Below are 17,527 nucleotides of genomic sequence, written 5' to 3'. Positions count from 1 at the left end.
GAGAGCAACCTGTTTCGCGTAGGGGCGAGGAAGAACGGCTGCCTTCCGCCAACAGTGCCCCTCTCGGTGGAGGCCGGGCCTCCCGATCAGGCGACCTGCTCGCGGTAGCGGCGGGCCACCAGCTCGGCAACCGCCGGGTGGTCGCCGATGGGGGCGGCCACGACGTCGGCGCCCGTGAAGTGCAGGGCCCGGTGAAAACGTCCCTCCGCCAGCAGGTAGGTGGCCACGCCCACCCGCCCGGCACCCCGGGTCCGGGCCGTGCTCACCGCGTCACGGACGCTGGGGCGCGCAGCCGACAGGTAGGCGGGCGTCACCTCGCGCCCCAGGCGCGTCTCGAGCAAGCGGGTGATGGCCTCAACCTCCTCCAACGCCGCCGCCTGACGCGACCCGGCCGCGCCCAGAACAATATGGTCGAGCCCTGCGAGCCCGCCCAGGGGCGCGGAGGCCTCGTGAAGCCGCTGCGCCACGGCCTCCGCCAGGTGCGCCTCGACCCCCAGGTGCTCGGCGACCGTCCCCGATCCGTGCCGTTCCACCGCGGCCGGTACGTCATGGACAACGTGATAGCCCCGAGCCAGGAAGAAGGGCAGGACCACCGGATCCACCAGCCCCTCCAGCGCCGTGGCCGGGTCCGGGGGCTGGAGCTCGACGTAACCGGTGCGCACCTCCACCTCGGGCAGGATCGTGCCGACGCGCTCAGCGGTGCGCGACAGGACTGAGGACGGCCCGGGCCGTCGCGAGCCGTGGGCCAGTAGCACCAGGGGACGAGTGCTCATGCCGGCTCCACCACCAGAACCGCGTGCGCGTGAGGACGAGCCGGCTCGACCGGCCTCGACCCGAGCGGACCACTCGAAGTGAGAGTCTCGTCCGGCACAGCAGCCTCAGGTGCGTGGCCGCACCGAGGAGCGGAGCGGACCTCCTCAAGCACCTGATCGGTCTGCTTTCGAATGTCTGTGGCGGTGGCGCGCGCCTTGCGAATCGCCAGGGCCAGGGAGGCCGCCCAGATCACCCCGAGCGCGCCGTACACCATGACTCCGGTTCGGGCCGAGGCCTCGGCCCAGGACAGGAGCACCCGCAGGTTCGTGGCCAGGATCAGCCCGCCGACGGCGGTGCCCAGCACCGCTCCAGGCAGACGGGAGACCAGCCAGGCGGCGATCGGTGCGGCCACCAGCCCGCCGGCCAGCAGGGTCAGGACGATCCCCAGGCTGATGCCCGCGGTGCCCAGTCCGGTGAGGAAGCCGGCCGAGGCCGCCACCGTCACCAGGAACTCCGAGGCCCCCACCGAGCCGACCACGGTGCGCGGCGCCGTACGACCACCCGTGAGCAGCGTCGTCGTCACCACCGGTCCCCAGCCGCCACCGCCGGTGGCGTCAACGAAACCGCCCACCACTCCCAGGGGGACCAGGAGCCGCCTGCCGTGCGGGGAGCGCCGGCTACCGGAGCCCTTAGGCGGGCGCAAGGAGAAGCGCCCCAGGACATAGGCCCCCAGCAGGATCAGCAGGCTCGCCGTCACCGGGGTCGCCGCGCGGGTCGACAGGTGCGACAGGACCGTGGCGCCGCCGAAGGCCCCCACCGCACCGGGCAGCCCCAGCCGGACCACCAGGCGAGGATCGGTGTTGCCCAGCCTCCAGTGGGAGGCCCCCGAGGCCAGGGTCGTGCCGATCTCAGCCAGGTGCACCGAGGCCGAGGCGAGCGCCGGGCTCAGCCCGGCCAGAAGCAGCAGGGAGGAGGAGGTCATGCCGTACCCCATCCCCAGGGAGCCGTCGACCAGCTGGGCGGCCAGGCCGACGAGGGCGAGAAGAACAAGCTTGCGCATCAGTGACTCCAGGACATTTGGTCTGCATGCGCCGAGGCGGGCTCACGCGGCGGGGCTCGCCGGCCGGGTCTCCTCGACGACTCGGTCAGCCCAGTACGGGCTCAGGGTGACGACGTCGCCGATGACGATGACCGCGGGGGCGGTCACGCCGCAGCGGGCGGCGACGTCGGCCAGACATCGCAGCTCGGTGGTGGTCACGCGCTGGTCGGGGTGGTAGCCGCGCTCGATGATCGCCGCCGGAGTGGCCGGATCGCTGCCTGCCTCCAGCAGGGAGGCGACCGAGTCCCGCAGCCGGGAGACCCCCATGAGCAGGATGAGGGTGTGATCGCGGCGCTGAGGGAGTACCCCCAGATCCGCATGAGCCGTGATGACCGAGAAGCCGCGCGACAGCCCCCGGTGGGTCACGGGGATCCCCGCCGCCGCGGGCACGGCGATGGCGCTGGTGATCCCCGGGACGACCTCGACGGCGACACCGGCCCGGCGGCAGGCGGCCGCCTCCTCCCCGCCGCGCCCGAGCACGTAGGGGTCACCGCCCTTGAGGCGGACCACTGCCTTGCCGCGGTGGGCCAGGTCGACCAGGAGCGCATCGATCTGCTCCTGGCTCATGACGTGCCGGCCGCGCCGCTTGGAGGCGTCGATGACCTCGGTTGTGGGGTCAAGGTCCTCCAGGAGGTCCCGGGGCGCCAGTGCGTCGACGACGACCACGTCCGCCTGGCCCAGCAGCTCCAGGCCGCGGGCGGTGATGAGGCCGCTGCTGCCTGGGCCGCCGCCCACCAGGGCCACCCAGCCGCCCGCGGAATCGGCGGAGCCAGTGGAGCCGGTGGGTGCATGAGCAGAGACTTCGTGGCTCATGGCTTCAGCCCCTGCCTGAGGAGGCGGCCGTAGCCGGTTCGTCGCGCCCTGCGTCCGCCAGCTGCACCATGCCCGCACCGAGCGTGCCACCCTCGTGGGCGTCAATGAGGAGGAAGGCGCCGTCGGACCGGGAGACCGAGTAATCGGCCAAGGGCACTGGTGAGGCCAGACGCAGCCGCACCAGGCCGATGTCGTTGAGCTCCAGGGCATCAGCCGGCACCGTGGTCAGGTCGTCCAGGTCGAGGCGCCCGTCAATGGCACGCACAATCGCCTGCACCGTCTGGGCGCCGTGCTTGAGCAGCACCCGCGTCCGGGGGCGCAGGGGCTCCTCGCTCAGCCAGGACACGCGGGCGGCGACCTCGGTGAGCACCTGGGGCGCGTCGCCCGCCGCGGCCAGGGTGTCACCGCGGGCGACGTCGATATCGTCGGTGAGGCGAACCGTCACCGACTGGCCCTCGACGGCCTCCTCCAGGCTGCGCTCGCCTAAGTCGATGCCGGCCACACGTGAGCGCCTGCCCGAGGGCAGCACCACCACAGGGTCACCGACACGCACCGTGCCCGAGGCGATCCGCCCGGCGTAGCCGCGGTAGTCGCGCAGCTCGGGCCTCGGCGCCGCCCCCTGGGGGCGGATGACCAGCTGGACCGGCAGGCGGAAGGCGCCCTCGTCGCGGGCGGTGGGCAGGGACTCCAGAAGCCCCAGCAGGGTCGGCCCCTCGTAGAAGCGCGTGCTGGCCGAGGTTTGGACGATGTTGTCCCCCAGGAGCGCGGAGGTCGGCAGGACATGGATCTCGGCTACGCCCAGCTCGGCGGCCACGGCGCGGATATCGGCCTCGATGGCCGCGTAGACCTCGGCGGAGAAGTCCACCAGGTCGATCTTGTTGACCGCGACGATGACGTGCGGGACCCGCAGAAGGGCGGCGACCGCCAGGTGGCGGCGCGTCTGCTCCAGGACCCCGTTGCGGGCGTCCACCAGCAGCACGACGACGTCGGCCGTGGAGCAGCCGGTGACCGTGTTGCGGGTGTACTGCACGTGCCCGGGGCAGTCGGCCAGGATGAAGGAGCGCTGCGGGGTGGCGAAGTAGCGGTAGGCGACGTCGATCGTGATGCCCTGCTCGCGCTCGGCCCGCAGCCCGTCGGTCAGCAGCGCGAGGTCGGCACTGGTCAGGCCCCGATCCAGGCTGACCCGCTCGACGGCGGCCAGCTGGTCGCGCAGCACGGACTTGGAGTCGAACAACAGACGGCCCACGAGCGTGGACTTGCCGTCGTCGACGCTGCCGGCCGTGGCCAGCCGCAGCAGTGAGCCGGTGGCGGCGGCGCGAGCCTCGGCCTCGGCGGGGATGTCGGTGAGGGTGGGGGTGCTCATCAGAAGTAGCCCTCCTTCTTGCGGTCCTCCATGGCCGTCTCGCTCAGGCGGTCATCGGCGCGGGTGGCTCCCCGCTCGGTCAGGGTGGAGGCGGCGACCTCCAGGACGATGTCGTGGTTGGTGGCGGCCTCGGACTCGACGGCGCCCGTGCAGGACATGTCACCCACGGTGCGGTAGCGCACGGTGCGGGTGACGACCTGCTCGCCGTCGCGCAGCCGGTTGACGCCTCCGGCCGCCAGCCACATCCCGTCACGCAGGAACACCTCGCGCTCGTGGGCGTAGTAGAGGCCGGGCAGGGAGATGTCCTCGCGCTCGATGTAGCGCCACACGTCCAGCTCGGTCCAGTTGCTCAAGGGGAAGACCCGCACGTGCTCGCCGGGGCGGTGGCGGGGGTTGAGCAGGTTCCACAGTTCGGGGCGCTGGTTGCGCGGGTCCCACTGGCCGAACTCGTCGCGCAGGGAGACGATGCGCTCCTTGGCCCGGGCCTTCTCCTCGTCGCGGCGCCCGCCGCCGAAGACGCCGTCGAAGCCGCCCTCCTCGATGGCGTCGAGAAGCGGGATCGTCTGGAGCGGGTTGCGGGTGCCGTCGGTGCGCTCGCGCAGACGGCCGTCGTCGATGTAGTCCTGGACGCGGGCCACCACGAGCCGCAGACCGAGCTCCTCGACCGTACGGTCACGGTAGGCCAGCACCTCGGGGAAGTTGTGGCCGGTGTCTACGTGCAGGACGGGGAAGGGGATCGGGGCGGGCCAGAAGGCCTTGCGCGCCAGGTGCAGCATGACCACGGAGTCCTTGCCTCCGGAGAACAGCAGCACGGGGCGGCGGCACTCGGCGGCGATCTCCCGGATGACGAGGATGGCCTCGGCCTCCAGGACGTCAAGAATGTCCAGGGCCTCAGTGGTGGCGGGAGCCCGGGAGAGGTCGGCCAGACCGGCCGGCGCGAGCTCCGGCGCCTGCGCGGGGGAGGGGACGGGGGCCGGACGGGGGTGGGTCAGGGTGATGCTCATAGGTGGATTCCGCATTCTGTCTTGGTGAATCCGGCCCAGCGGCCGGAACGGGGGTCGTCTCCGGGTCTGACTCGCGCCGTGCACGGGGCGCAGCCGATCGAGGGGTAGCCGTCGTACAGGAGGGGGTTGATGAGCACGCCGTGCTGGTCGGCGTAACCGGTCAGCTCCTCCATGCTCCAGGCCGCCAGGGGGTTGATCTTGACGATCTCGTGGGTGGCGTCCCAGCCGATCAGCGGTGTGTGGGTGCGGGTGGGGGCGTCCTCACGGCGCACCCCGGTGGCCCAGGCCTCGTAGCCGCTCAGGGCCCTCGCCAACGGCTCGACCTTGCGCAGGCGGCAGCAGGCGGCCGGCTCCCGTGACCACAGATCCGGCCCGTAGCGCTCGTCCTGCTCGGCCACGCTCAGCTCGGGCGTCACGTCGACGACGGTGACGTCCATGGTGGCGGCCACCGCGTCGCGGGTGCCCACGGTCTCGGCGAAGTGGTACCCGGTGTCCAGGAAGAGGACGTCGACGCCGGGCAGGACCCGGGAGACCAGGTGCGGCAGGACGGCGTCGGCCATGGAGCAGGCCACGGCCAGCTTGCCGGGGAAGTTCTGGGCCGCCCACTGGGCGACGTCGAGGGCCGGGGCATCGTCACCGAGCTCGCGCGCACCGGCCTCGGCCAGGGCTCGCAGCTCCTGCGTGGACCGCAGCGGGGCCGAGCCTGCGCCGCGCGACCTCGAGGCGGCAGGGGCACGGTGCGCCACGTTCAGGGATGCCTGGGCGCTGTCAGTGGTTGCGGCGCTCACTGCAGGGCCTCCTCATCGGCTCGGTGCGCCCACTGGGCGAAGGTCTCCTCAGGGAGACGCTGGTCCAGGTAGCGGCGCACTAGGCGCTCGACGTAGTCGACCAGGCCGGAGGCGGGAACCTTGAGGCCCCTCACCGTGCGGCCCAGGCCGGCCTCGGCGCGTCCGTCAGTGGCCAGACCGCCGCCAAGGTGCACCTGGAAGCCGGGCATCTGCTCGCCGTCGACCGTGATGATCTGGCCCTTGAGGCCGATGTCCGCGATCTGGATGCGGGCGCAGGAGTTCGGGCAGCCGTTGACGGTCAGGGTGATGCGCCGATCCAGGTCGGTGTCGGCCAGGCGCGCGTCGAGCTCGGCCGACACGCGCGCCGCCAGCTTCTTGGTCTCCACGATCGCGAACTTGCAGAACTCCAGCCCGGTGCAGGCCAGGGTCGAGCGGGTGAAGGCGCCCGGGTCGGGATCGAGCCCCAGCTTGCGCAGACCGGCGACGGCGTCGTCGACTTTGTCGGCAGGCACGTCCAGGAGCAGCAGGTTCTGCAGCGGGGTGGTGCGCACCCGGTTGGAGCCGACCTGCTCAGCCAGGTCTGCCAGGCCCAGCAGGACGTCCCCGCTCAACCGGCCGACGGGCGGCTTGGCCCCCACCCAGAAGCGGCCGTCCTTCTGCTCGTGGACACCGATGTGGTCGGAGTCCCCGCTCGGCTCCTCAGGTGCCGGGCCATCGGGCAGGGAGCGCCCCAGGTAGTCGTCCTGGAGGACTTGCCGGAACCTCTCCGGCCCCCACTCGGCCATGAGGAACTTCAGCCGGGCCTTGTTGCGCAGGCGGCGGTAGCCGTAGTCGCGGAAGATGCGGATGACGCCGTACCAGACGTCCAGGGCGTCCTCAGGCGTGACGAAGGCCCCCAGCCGCTGGCCCAGACGCGGGGCGGTGGACAGGGCTCCGGCCACCCACAGGTCGTAGCCGGGACCGAGCTCGGGGTGGTTGACGCCGACGAAGGAGACATCGTTGATCTCGTGGAGGATGTCGAGGCTGGGGGAGCCGGTGATGGCCGTCTTGAACTTGCGGGGCAGATTGGCCAGCTCGGGGTCACCCAGGTAGGTGTCCTTGATGGCACGGGCCAGCGGGGTCGGATCGATGACCTCGTCCTTGGCGACGCCGGCCACAGGGGAGACCAGGAACCCCCGGGGCGTGTCCCCGCAGCCCTCGATGGTGGTCAGCCCCACCGACTCCAGGCGCCGCCACAGCTCTGGGACACTGTCGATCTCCACCCAGTGGAGCTGGATGTTCTGCCGGTCGGTGATGTCGGCGGTGCCGCGAGCGAAGTCGTTGGAGACCGAGCCGAGCACCCGCAGCTGCTGGTGGCTCAGGCTCCCACTGTCCAGGCGCACCCGCTGCATGAAGTAGCGGTCGGACAGCTCGGAGACGTCCAGCTGGGCGGTGCGGCCGCCGTCGATCCCCTGCTTGCGCTGGGTGTACAGGCCCCACCAGCGGAAACGGCCGTTGAGATCGTCGGGTGCGATGCTCTCGTAGCCGCCGGGACCGTAGATGCGCATGATCCGGTCGCGCACCGCCAGCGGGTCCCCGTCCTGCTTGAAGGCCTCGTTGTCATTGAGCGGCTTGCGCCCGTCGAGGGCCCACTGGCCGTTGGAGCGGGCCTTGCGCGGCGGGCGCAGGGTACGGGCGGGTGGCGTGACGGTGGTGGTCATTGCTCCTCCATGACGGTGGCGTGTCATTGGCGTATGAGGAGCGTCCGGGGTCGGCCTGGTGCGCTGCTGCGTGCAGAGCCTGCAGTGCCGTTCGGTTGGCGTCAGCCGTCTCAACGGGGCCTTCCGGACGCTTCATTGCGCCGGATACCTCGTTGCGGGGTGAAGTCCCCGTGGTGTCAGGCGCTGGTCAGGCCCGACAACACATGACCGCATGGGCACGCAGAACGTCAGCGGGATGAGTGCCGCTGAAGAGCGCTGCGTGAGGGAAGGTCATGGCCGAAACATTAACCATGCATTTACCTGGCGACAAGCAGGAATGATCTGTGCTTCGAGTCACGGTGGGGTTGTTGAGGATAGCTTTATCCCGTCAGGACGCGGAAAAAGATCGCACTGCCGCACACTGCGCCGGTGGTGGCGTGCGGCAGCAGATAGGAGGGGTACGGGCCTTTCGGACCTGGGGCTGCGCTCAGGCGCCCAGCTCGCGGTCCCTCTCGGCGATGGCCTCGAAGGCGCGCACGACGGCGTCGGAGAAACCGGCCCGCTCCAGGGCCACCATGCCCGCCACCGTCGTGCCGCCGGGGGAGCAGACCGCGTCAATGAGGTCGGCCGGGGTGCGACCGTGGCCTCCCTCGGCGGTGCGCTGAGCCTCGGTCTGCACGGTGCGGGCGGTTCCCAGCACCGCCTGAGCCACGATCTGGACGGCCAGGGTCTTGGGGATGCTACCCATGACGCCGGCGCGCGCCAGGGCGTCGATAAAGGCGCACACCAGGGCGGGGGAGGAACCCGCCAGACCGATGAAGGAGGAGAAGTCCCTCTCCTCCAGGATCACGGTGCGACCGATGGTCTCCATGAGGGTGCGCACCGTCTCCAGGTCCTGGGGGCTCGCACTGCCCCCCGGTGCCAGCGCCGTCATCGACTCGCCCACGGAGGCGGCCATGTTCGGCATGGTGCGCACCACCCGGGTACCGTCCGGCAGCATCGACTCCAGGCGCTCCAGGGTCACTCCGGCCGCGATGGAGACCACCAGGGGCCGGCTGGTGGCGATGGCCTCCGACAACCGGGGCAGGACATCGGGGATGACGTAGGGCTTGAGGCCCAGGATGAGGACGTCGCTGCGTGAGACCAGCTCGGCGGCGTCGGGCACGTGGACGGCCCCGACCTGTCCGGCCAGGCGCTCGGCGGAACCGTGCTTGCTAGTCAGCAGCAGGTGCCCAGCCGGTGTTCCCGCCGCCACGGCACCCCGCACAATGGCGCTGACCATGTTGCCGGCGCCGATGAACCCGATACGCATGAAAGCCTCCTGCTCGTGAGCGACATGACGCCACCACCGTACCGCGGCGCGCGCCAGGCGATACGACTTCCGGGGCACCGGTGGCCTTCAGAGCACCAGTGCGGCGATCCACCCGGCGATGAGCAGGGGGATGTTGAAGTGCAAAAAGGTCGGGATGACCGAGTCGCGCATGTGGTCGTGCTGCCCGTCAGCGTTGAGCCCCGCCGTGGGACCCAGCGTGGAGTCCGACGCCGGTGAGCCGGCATCCCCCAGCGCCCCAGCGGTCCCGATGAGGCAGACCGTGGCGACCGGCGAGAAGCCCAAGGACACGCACAGCGGCACATAGATCGCCGAGATGATCGGCAGGGTGGAGAAGGACGAGCCAATGCCCATCGTCACGATGAGGCCCACGAGCAGCATGACGAAGGCGGCGGCGGGCTTGGAGCCCGCGAACAAGGAGGTCGCCGACTTCACCAGCGGCTCGATCTGCTTGGTCTCCTTGAGGACCTTGGCGAAGCCCTGCGCCGTGATCATGATGAGCCCGATGAGGGCCATCATCCGCATGCCTCCGGTGAAGACGTCGTCGGCCTCGGCGATGGTGACGACCCGGGTGGCCATGAACAGCAGCAGACCCGTGAGCGCCCCGACCAGGAGCGGGTCGGCCTCGGACTTCGTCCAGGTCAGGAAGGCCTGGACCGCGAAGCAGGCGACGACGGCGACCAACGCGACCCGGATCTTGTGGCGGTCCACCTCGACCGGGCCGGAGACCTCCTCGCCCGAGCCCACGCCGCTGCCGGCGTCGACCTGGTAGACGCGGGGCTTGCGGTAAGTGACGAACACGGCGATGAGCAGCCCCGCGACCATGCCCAGCGCCGGGATTCCCATGGCCTGGGTGGCAGAGACCTGTGAGACGTCCAGACCCGCTTCCTTGATGTTGCGGTAGAGGGTGTTGTAAAGGAAGACCCGCCCGAAGCCCAGGGGCAGGAACATGTAGGTCGTGACCAGCCCGAAGGTGATGGCGCAGGCCACGGCGCGGCGGTCCAGCTGCAGGCGGCTCATGACGATGAGCAGCGGTGGGACCACGAGAGGGATGAAGGCGATGTGAACCGGGATGAGGCTCTCGCTCATGATCGCCATGGTGGTCAGGCCTCCCAGCACCAGCATGGTGGTGGTGCGCACGGCTTTCTGAGAAGCGGACTCGTCGTCGTTCTCGATGCGGCCGATAAGCCAGTTCGCCAGTAGCTGGGGCAGCCCTGAGTGCGCCACCGCCATGGCGAAGGCCCCCAGCAGCGCGTAGGACAGGGCTATCTGGGCGCCGTCGGCCAGCCCGTCCTGGAAGGCGACCATGGTGCGGCTGACGCCCAGGCCGGCGCTCAACCCGCCTGCGAGCGCGCCGACGAACAGGGACAGGACCACATGGACGCGCAGCATCGCCAGGATAAGCATGACCAGGACGGCGAGGATGATGGCGTTCATAGGGGCCTTCCGGTGGGGCCGAACTGTGCTGGGCTTCGCAAGCGGGCCTGGGAGGACCCGTGCGAATCGGGCCCGATTGTGCCAGGCGAGCGTGACGGGGACGTATCGTGGACCGATGAGCGAGAACCTGAAGAACGTCACCGTCGACTCCGCGCCGGCCCGCCGCGCCCTGGTCACCGGCGCCTCCACCGGCATTGGCGCCGCCACCGTTCGGCTCCTGCGCTCCCACGGGTGGGAGGTCGTCGCCACCGCGCGGCGGGTGGAGCGCCTCGAGGCACTGGCCGCCGAGACCGGCTGCACCTGGGTGGCCGCCGACCTCCAGGAGCCCGGCGACGTCGAGCGCCTGGCCAGCGAGGTGCTGGCCGAGGGAGCCGTTGACGCCGTCGTCAACAATGCCGGTGGCGCGCTGGGAGTCGACCCGGTCGCCGAGGGCAGCGCCCAGGAGTGGGCCACCATGTACGAGCGCAACGCGCTCGCGGCCCTGCGCGTGAGCCAGGCCTTCCTACCGGGGCTGCGGGAGCGGGGCGGGGACCTGGTCTTCCTCACCTCCACGGCGGCCCACGACACCTACCCCGGTGGGGGCGGCTACGTGGCGGCCAAGCACGCCGAGCGGATCATCGCGAACACCCTGCGCCTGGAGCTGGTGGGGGAGCCGGTGCGCGTCATTGAGATCGCCCCCGGCATGGTGGCCACCGAGGAGTTCTCCCTCAACCGCCTTCACGGGGACGCCGAGGCCGCAGCGAAGGTCTACGCCGGTGTCGCCGAGCCGCTCAGCGCCGACGACGTCGCCGCCTGCATCGCCTGGACGCTGGAGCTGCCCGCCCACGTCAACATCGACTCCATGGTGGTGCGGCCGCGGGCCCAGGCCTCCAACACCCTGGTGGCCCGGGAGCAGTAGGGCAGCGGGACCGCCAGACATAGGAGGTCCACAGGCTCGACCTGCCCCGGGCACAGCGCGGGTTCTTAACGTCTCTTCCAGCCCCGGCCGGGCCGGGAAACAGACTGAAAGGACACCCATGACCAAGCATGTCTCCTCCGGTGGCGACGCCACTTCCTCCCCGCGCGACGCGGCCACGGAGAGCCTCCCCACCTGGGACGCCGCCGATGCCGCCGACGCCGCAGCGCAGCACCTGCCGCAGGGCGCGGCGGGCGACCCTGGCCGTGACGGCACCAAGGACGTCAAGGACCTTAAGGACCTCAAGGACGCTGCGGGAACCACTGACTCAGGCTCGGCGAGGACCGAGGTTCTTGCCAAGGACATCACCCAGGACTCCGCCAAGGGTTCCGGGGCGGCTCGCTCGGCTGCCAGCAGCACCGCCGACACCAGGCTGGGCAGGGCGTGGGCGTTCCCGGATGCTCAGAACGCTGCGACCATCGGCGCAGTGCCCTCCACATCCGCGGCGGCCAAGAAGGCCCGGACCAAGGCGCGTGGGCCCTGGTACCGGCGTCGCGTCGTCGTGGGCGCTGCCGGGGTGGCGCTGCTGGCGGGCTCCTTCGGGGCCGGGTGGGGGGGCCAACGAGCTCCTCAGCTCCGGCTCCCAGCACGGTCAGGCCCAGCAGCAGGGAGCCGGCAACGGTCAGGGCATGCCCGGAGGGGGCCAGGGAGGTCCTGGTGGGGGAGGACCTGGTGGCCAGGGCGGGCCCGGTGGGCAGATGCCCGGCGGAGGCCCCGGTGGCCAGAACGGTCAAGGCGGCCAGGGCGGTCCGGGAGGGGGCTCCGGTGGAGCCGGCCGAACCACCCCCAACGGCGACGCCTCCAGCGGCTCCGGCTCGAGCGGCGACCAGCAGTCGGGCTCCGGCTCGGGTGATAGCAACCAGAAGGGCGGCTCTGGCTCCTCGGGCGTCCTCCAGCAGCAGGACGCCTCTCCGAGCACGCAGAGCTGAGGCCGCCGGCACCGGCCGCATCACCGCCCACAGATCAACATTTTCTTCAAAGGCGACGCGTATTCGTGTCGCCTTTGAAGTTCTTGTCGGTGTGTGCAGATTCGGTTACGGTCGCTGGCACACCTCGCATCGCGCACCCTGATGACACGGAGGAGAGGAACCCGATGACTGACGCACACCCCCGCATGGCGCTGGGCACCATGCACTTCGGAACCCGCCTGTCCGCCGCCCAGTCCCGTGAAATTCTCGACGCCTACCTGGATCTGGGTGGCCAGTGGATCGACACCGCGAACTGCTACGCCTTCTGGGGAGCCGAGTCCGGCCTCGGAGGCCAGAGCGAGACCGTCATCGGCCAGTGGCTTGCTGATCGCGGCGTACGCGACCAGGTGCGGATCAGCACCAAGGTCGGTGCGGAGCCGACCCGCCCCCACGGCTTCCCGGGCGCCGTGGAAGGTCTCGGCAGGGACACAGTCAACCAGGCCATCCGGGACAGTCTGCAGCGCCTGCAGACGGAGCACGTCGACATGTACTGGGCCCATATGGAGGACCGGGCGCAGCCGGTCGCGGATGTCGCTGAGAGCTTCGGCGCCCTGGTTGACCAAGGGCTGACCGCACGGATCGGGCTGTCCAACCACCCGGCCTGGTACGCCGCCGCAGGCAACGTGCACGCCCAGCAACGGGGCTCGGCCGGCTTCAGCGCCCTGCAGCTGCGGGAGTCCTATCTCCACCCGAGGCCGGACACCCCGGTTGAGGGCGAGGACCACCCGCACGGGATGATGACCATCGAGAGCAAGAACCTCGCCGAGCGCTGCGGGCTGGACCTGTGGGCCTACACGCCGCTGCTCACCGGCGCCTACGAGCACCCGGAACGCCCGCTGCCCGAGGCCTACAGGCACCCGGGGACTGACAAGCGGCTGACGGCTCTGCGTCAATGGTCGGACAGCCTGGCCATGAAGCCGAGCCAGGTCGTCCTGGCCCTTCTCAACGCCCAGCAGCCGACCATCACCCCGATCGTGGGCGTCAGCAGCGTCGCCCAGCTCACTGACGCCGTCGAGGCCACCCGCTTCAGTCTTCCGCAGGAGGCCCTCGAGGAGCTCAACGCAGCCGGCTAGACCGAGCGGATCCGAGCCGGCGACCAGCCGCATCACCGCCCACAGAACAACATTTTCTTCAAAGGCGACGCGTATTCGTGTCGTTTTTGAAGTTCTTGTTGGTGTGTGCAGATCCTCCGTCGGGTGTGGGCAGGATGACGCCGCCAAGCCGCGGCGTGAACTGGCCCCGGTGGCGCACCGCCCACTAGACTTCCCGGAGCAAAGGCAGTGACCCGGCCATCACCGGCGAGCCTCCGGAAGAACCGGACCCCGGCGCACCAGCGTTGTCGGCCCTCAGTAGAACCGGACGGGACAGCCCGTCACAGCTGGAAACGAAGCGGTCGTGCACACCGTCCCTCTCGGGGCGCAGCACGGCAAGCGAGGTGGTACCGCGGTGCGGTGCCGGCTGAGGAACTCTTCCCGGCCGAGCCGACGTCGTCCTCGTCAGGCCCCGGGCGCCCGCCCGAGGCGGCAGGAACGAGTGAGACGAGAGCACACCGCGATGGCTGAGAAGATGGCTGACAGCACCACCGCCGACGGCAGCGAGCCGACCGGCGCCGCCTTCTACCCCCTGCACCGCCCGGGGGAGCAGATCGACCCCTCGCCCTCCTTCCCCGCCATTGAGGAGGACGTCCTGGCCTACTGGAAGGCCGACGGCACCTTCCAGGCCTCCATCGACAACCGCGCCGAGCCCTGCGACGAGTTCGTCTTCTACGACGGCCCGCCCTTCGCCAACGGCCTGCCCCACTACGGCCACCTGCTGACCGGCTACGTCAAGGACGCCGTCGGGCGCTACCAGACCCAGCGCGGCAAGCGCGTCGAGCGCCGCTTCGGCTGGGACACCCACGGCCTGCCCGCCGAGCTCGAGGCCCAGCGCCTGCTCGGTATCGACGACGTCACCGAGATCACCCGCCCCGGCGGCATCGGCATCGAGAAGTTCAACGAGGAGTGTCGCTCCTCCGTCCTGCGCTACACCAAGGAGTGGCAGGACTACGTCACCCGCCAGGCGCGCTGGGTCGACTTCGACAACGACTACAAGACCCTCGACCCCGACTACATGGAGTCGGTGCTGTGGGCCTTCAAGCAGCTGTGGGACAAGGGGCTGGCCTACCAGGGCTACCGCGTCCTGCCCTACTGCTGGCACGACCGCACCCCCTTGAGCAACCACGAGCTCAAGATGGACGACGACGTCTACCAGGACCGCCAGGACAACACGGTCACGGTGGGCCTGCGCCTGGAGGAGCCGCTGCGTCAGGGCGCCGAGCGCCCCGAGCTGGTCCTCATCTGGACTACCACGCCCTGGACGCTGCCCTCCAACGTGGCCATCGCCGTGGGGCCCGACGTCGAGTACGTGACTGTCCACGTCGATGAGGACCTCGACTCGCCGGTGGCCGGCCAGGACGTCGTCATCGCGAAGGACCTCCTGGGCTCCTACGCCCGCGAGCTCGGTGAGGACCCGCAGGTGCTGGCCACCTGCACCGGGGCCGACCTGGTGGGGCGGCGCTACCACCCGATCTTCGACTACTTCGACGACGCCGCCCACCGGGCCGAGGGGGCGGCGCCCGGGCCGAATGCCTGGCAGATCATCGCCGCCGACTTCGTGACCACCTCCGACGGAACCGGCCTGGTGCACATGGCCTCGGCCTTCGGTGAGGACGACATGATCGCCTGCTCCGGGGCCGGCATCGAGACGATCGTGCCCGTCGACGGCGGCGGCTGCCTGACCGAGGAGATCCGCGACTACGCCGGGCTGCAGGTCTTCGAGGCCAACAAGCCCATCGTCGCCGACCTGCGCGACGGGGCCGGTCCCCTGGCCCGCCGCGACGAGAACCAGCGGGCCGTTCTGGTGCGTCAGGCCTCCTATGTGCACTCTTACCCGCACTGCTGGCGCTGCCGCAAGCCGCTCATCTACAAGGCCGTCTCCTCCTGGTTCGTGCGCGTCTCGGCGATCCGTGACCGCATGGTCGAGCTCAACCAGGACATCGACTGGTACCCCGGCCACATCAAGGACGGCATCTTCGGCAAGTGGCTGGCGAACGCGCGCGACTGGTCGATCTCGCGCAACCGCTTCTGGGGCGCGCCCATCCCGGTGTGGGTCAGCGACAACCCCGACTACCCGCGCACCGACGTCTACGGCTCCTACGCCGAGCTCGAGCGCGACTTCGGCGTGAAGGTCACCGACCTGCACCGCCCCTTCATCGACACCCTCGTGCGGCCCAACCCCGACGACCCCACGGGTCAGTCCATGATGCGCCGCATCCCCGACGTCCTGGACTGCTGGTTCGAGTCCGGCTCGATGCCCTTCGCCCAGGTGCACTACCCCTTCGAGAACGACGAGTGGTTCGAGTCGCACTATCCGGGTGACTTCATCGTGGAGTACATCGGCCAGACCCGCGGCTGGTTCTACACCCTCCACGTCCTGGCCACCGCCCTGTTCGACCGGCCCGCCTTCACCTCCTGCGTCTCCCACGGCATCCTCCTGGGCAACGACGGGGCCAAGATGAGCAAGTCGCTGCGCAACTACCCGGACGTCTCCATGGTCTTCGACCGCGACGGGGCCGACGCCATGCGCTGGTTCCTGCTCTCGGCGCCGGTCATGCGCGGGGGCAACCTCGTGGTCACCGACAAGGCCATCCGCGACACTGTGCGCCAGGTGGTGCTGCCGTTGTGGAACACCTGGTACTTCTTCGCGCTCTACGCCGGCCAGGTGGGCCAGTCCGGCTACGTCACCGACGGCGTCGACCTGGGCGACGCGAGCCTGTTCGCCAAGCACGGCGGCCTGCACGTCATGGACCGCTACGTCCTGGCCCGCACTAAGGACCTGGCCGAGACGGTGGCCGCCCAGATGGACGGCTACGACATCACCGGGGCCTGCGCCACGATCCGCGACTTCCTCGACGTGCTCACCAACTGGTACCTGCGCACCTCGCGCCAGCGCTTCACCGACGGCGAGACGGCCGCCTTCGACACCCTGGCCACCGTGCTGCGCGTGCTCACTGAGGTGATGGCGCCGCTGGCGCCGCTGGTGAGCGAGGAGATCTGGCGGGGCCTGACCGGTGGGCGCTCCGTGCACCTGACCGACTGGCCCGTCCTGCCCGAGCATGTCGCCAACGCCGAGCTCGTCACGGCTATGGACGAGGCCCGAGCCGCCGTCTCGGCCGCCCTGAGCCTGCGCAAGGCCGAGAAGCTGCGCGTGCGCCAGCCGCTTCGAAGCCTGACCATCGCCACGGCGGACCCGGCCGGGCTGACCCCCTTCCGCGAGCTCGTCGCCGAGGAGGTCAACGTCAAGGAGGTGCGGGTCCTGGACGCCGAGTCCGCCGGCTACGAGGCCCGAACGGACCTGGCCCTCAACCCGCGCGCCTTCAGCCCCGAGGTCCGCAAGCTCACCTCCAGGCTCTTCGCCGCCGTCAAGGCGGGCCAGTGGGAGCTCACCGAGGACGGGGACGTGCGCTTCGACGACGTCCTGCTCGACGGGGCCCCCGTGCTCCTGGAGGCGGAGGACTCCGCCTTCACCCTGACCACCCGCATCGAGGTCGACGACGACTCCCTGGCCGCCACAATGCTCCCCTCGGGAGCCTTCGTGGTCCTGGACACCGCCCTCGACGACGCCCTGGAGGCCGAGGGCTGGGCCCGCGACCTGGTGCGCCTGGTCCAGGACGAGCGCAAGGCCGCCGGCCTGCACGTGGGGGACCGGATTCGCCTGGAGCTGAGGGTTCCCCAGGACAAGGGGGTCTGGACTGGTGCCCACCTGGACCTCATCAAGCGGGAGGTCGGCTGCGTGGATGCCTCCGTTGTGGCGGACCCGGCTGTGAAGGAGCCCACCGCCACCGTCGAGAAGGTCACCGAGACGGCCACGGGGGCGGGCGAGGCCTGATCGGGACCCGAACCTGACTACGAGTGGGGCTGGCAACTCGAGTGAATCGGGTTGCCAGCCCCACTCGTACGTCTAGTCACCAGAATTCTTGACGTGCATCGAAATACATCGCCAGAGGCAGCGCGGCAGAAAATTAACCGCACCGGTTAAAGTCGCTTTGTCGATCGCCCGCCGAGGGTCTGGAGTATCAGATGTTCCGCTGCGTCACTGTTTTTATGATGAGTGGTGTGCGTGCTACTATCTTCCGTGGAAACTCGGCCCCCGATGCTCCTTTGGTTGAATGATCCGAGTGTCTTAGGGGTAGGCTGTCACTACTGTGCGGCAGCACGCAGCTTCCGCTGAAACACTCCGGATTCCCCCTTGCGGACGAGCCTCAGTGACGAGGTCCATCCGTTAGCTCATTCGGCTCGCT

13 protein-coding genes are annotated in these 17,527 nt (G+C 70.2%); 4 read left to right on the top strand and 9 right to left on the bottom strand.

Going from position 1 to position 17,527, the window contains the following annotated elements; translation table 11 throughout:
- Nucleotides 1–86: 86 nt before the first annotated feature.
- The 9 genes from RIV14_RS04700 to RIV14_RS04660 all read right to left on the bottom strand — a co-directional run bounded on the left by RIV14_RS04700 (nt 87) and on the right by RIV14_RS04660 (nt 10,266).
- Entirely contained in the window at nt 87–773 is a 687-nt protein-coding gene (locus tag RIV14_RS04700) for a sirohydrochlorin chelatase (protein WP_075372256.1), read from the bottom strand.
- Nucleotides 770–1,813 (bottom strand): sulfite exporter TauE/SafE family protein, encoded by a 1,044-nt coding sequence (locus RIV14_RS04695; protein ID WP_075372255.1) that lies wholly within the window; start codon nt 1,811–1,813, stop codon nt 770–772. Before RIV14_RS04695 ends, RIV14_RS04700 begins: the two co-directional genes overlap by 4 nt.
- A 42-nt stretch (nt 1,814–1,855) precedes the next feature.
- Nucleotides 1,856–2,665 carry a uroporphyrinogen-III C-methyltransferase gene (gene cobA, locus RIV14_RS04690; RefSeq protein WP_075372254.1) on the bottom strand — a complete coding sequence of 270 codons (810 nt, stop codon included), beginning with the start codon at nt 2,663–2,665 and terminating at the stop codon, nt 1,856–1,858.
- A 4-nt stretch (nt 2,666–2,669) separates the two neighbouring features.
- Nucleotides 2,670–4,028 carry a sulfate adenylyltransferase subunit 1 gene (locus RIV14_RS04685; RefSeq protein ID WP_075372253.1) on the bottom strand — a complete coding sequence of 453 codons (1,359 nt, stop codon included), beginning with the start codon at nt 4,026–4,028 and terminating at the stop codon, nt 2,670–2,672.
- A complete protein-coding gene (cysD, locus tag RIV14_RS04680; RefSeq protein ID WP_075372252.1) occupies nt 4,028–5,032 on the bottom strand; it encodes a sulfate adenylyltransferase subunit CysD in 1,005 nt (334 codons plus the stop codon). The genes RIV14_RS04685 and cysD overlap by 1 nt, the downstream gene beginning before the upstream one ends.
- Nucleotides 5,029–5,820, bottom strand: coding sequence for a phosphoadenylyl-sulfate reductase (locus RIV14_RS04675; RefSeq protein WP_075372251.1), 792 nt, complete (start codon nt 5,818–5,820; stop codon nt 5,029–5,031). Before RIV14_RS04675 ends, cysD begins: the two co-directional genes overlap by 4 nt.
- Entirely contained in the window at nt 5,817–7,520 is a 1,704-nt protein-coding gene (locus RIV14_RS04670; RefSeq protein ID WP_075372250.1) for a nitrite/sulfite reductase, read from the bottom strand. The genes RIV14_RS04675 and RIV14_RS04670 overlap by 4 nt, the downstream gene beginning before the upstream one ends.
- A 466-nt stretch (nt 7,521–7,986) precedes the next feature.
- Nucleotides 7,987–8,811, bottom strand: coding sequence for a pyrroline-5-carboxylate reductase (gene proC / locus RIV14_RS04665; RefSeq protein ID WP_075372249.1), 825 nt, complete (start codon nt 8,809–8,811; stop codon nt 7,987–7,989).
- An 87-nt stretch (nt 8,812–8,898) separates the two neighbouring features.
- Complete coding sequence (locus RIV14_RS04660) at nt 8,899–10,266, bottom strand: Na+/H+ antiporter family protein (protein ID WP_075372248.1); 1,368 nt, start codon at nt 10,264–10,266, stop codon at nt 8,899–8,901.
- Nucleotides 10,267–10,381: 115 nt separating this feature from the next.
- On the opposite strand from RIV14_RS04660, the gene RIV14_RS04655 reads away from it, so the two are divergent.
- The 4 genes from RIV14_RS04655 (at nt 10,382) to ileS (ending at nt 17,115) form a co-directional block, all read left to right on the top strand.
- The gene (locus tag RIV14_RS04655; protein ID WP_070659080.1) at nt 10,382–11,164 is read left to right on the top strand and encodes an SDR family NAD(P)-dependent oxidoreductase; all 783 of its coding nucleotides are present in this window, start codon (nt 10,382–10,384) and stop codon (nt 11,162–11,164) included.
- 530 nt (nt 11,165–11,694) lie between these two features.
- The gene (locus RIV14_RS04650) at nt 11,695–12,150 is read left to right on the top strand and encodes a hypothetical protein (RefSeq protein WP_256699223.1); all 456 of its coding nucleotides are present in this window, start codon (nt 11,695–11,697) and stop codon (nt 12,148–12,150) included.
- Nucleotides 12,151–12,314: 164 nt separating this feature from the next.
- Nucleotides 12,315–13,262, top strand: a complete 948-nt coding sequence (locus RIV14_RS04645; protein ID WP_075372247.1) for an aldo/keto reductase — start codon at nt 12,315–12,317, stop codon at nt 13,260–13,262.
- 481 nt (nt 13,263–13,743) lie between these two features.
- Entirely contained in the window at nt 13,744–17,115 is a 3,372-nt protein-coding gene (gene ileS / locus RIV14_RS04640) for an isoleucine--tRNA ligase (RefSeq protein WP_075372246.1), read from the top strand.
- Nucleotides 17,116–17,527 lie beyond the last annotated feature (412 nt).

This window comes from Actinomyces acetigenes (assembly GCF_031296635.1).
GTDB classification, from domain to species: Bacteria; Actinomycetota; Actinomycetes; order Actinomycetales; family Actinomycetaceae; genus Actinomyces; species Actinomyces acetigenes.
Note: the sequence above shows the minus strand (reverse complement) of the source record. Positions and strands in the feature narration are given on the sequence as shown.

Excerpts from the sequence above, each read along its gene's own strand:
- RIV14_RS04700 (WP_075372256.1), bottom strand. The coding sequence starts at position 773 with ATGAGCACTCGTCCCCTGGTGCTACTGGCCCACGGCTCGCGACGGCCC.
- RIV14_RS04695 (WP_075372255.1), bottom strand. The coding sequence starts at position 1,813 with ATGCGCAAGCTTGTTCTTCTCGCCCTCGTCGGCCTGGCCGCCCAGCTG.
- cobA (WP_075372254.1), bottom strand. The coding sequence starts at position 2,665 with ATGAGCCACGAAGTCTCTGCTCATGCACCCACCGGCTCCACTGGCTCC.
- RIV14_RS04685 (WP_075372253.1), bottom strand. The coding sequence starts at position 4,028 with ATGAGCACCCCCACCCTCACCGACATCCCCGCCGAGGCCGAGGCTCGC.
- cysD (WP_075372252.1), bottom strand. The coding sequence starts at position 5,032 with ATGAGCATCACCCTGACCCACCCCCGTCCGGCCCCCGTCCCCTCCCCC.
- RIV14_RS04670 (WP_075372250.1), bottom strand. The coding sequence starts at position 7,520 with ATGACCACCACCGTCACGCCACCCGCCCGTACCCTGCGCCCGCCGCGC.
- proC (WP_075372249.1), bottom strand. The coding sequence starts at position 8,811 with ATGCGTATCGGGTTCATCGGCGCCGGCAACATGGTCAGCGCCATTGTG.
- RIV14_RS04660 (WP_075372248.1), bottom strand. The coding sequence starts at position 10,266 with ATGAACGCCATCATCCTCGCCGTCCTGGTCATGCTTATCCTGGCGATG.
- RIV14_RS04655 (WP_070659080.1), top strand. The coding sequence starts at position 10,382 with ATGAGCGAGAACCTGAAGAACGTCACCGTCGACTCCGCGCCGGCCCGC.
- RIV14_RS04645 (WP_075372247.1), top strand. The coding sequence starts at position 12,315 with ATGACTGACGCACACCCCCGCATGGCGCTGGGCACCATGCACTTCGGA.
- ileS (WP_075372246.1), top strand. The coding sequence starts at position 13,744 with ATGGCTGAGAAGATGGCTGACAGCACCACCGCCGACGGCAGCGAGCCG.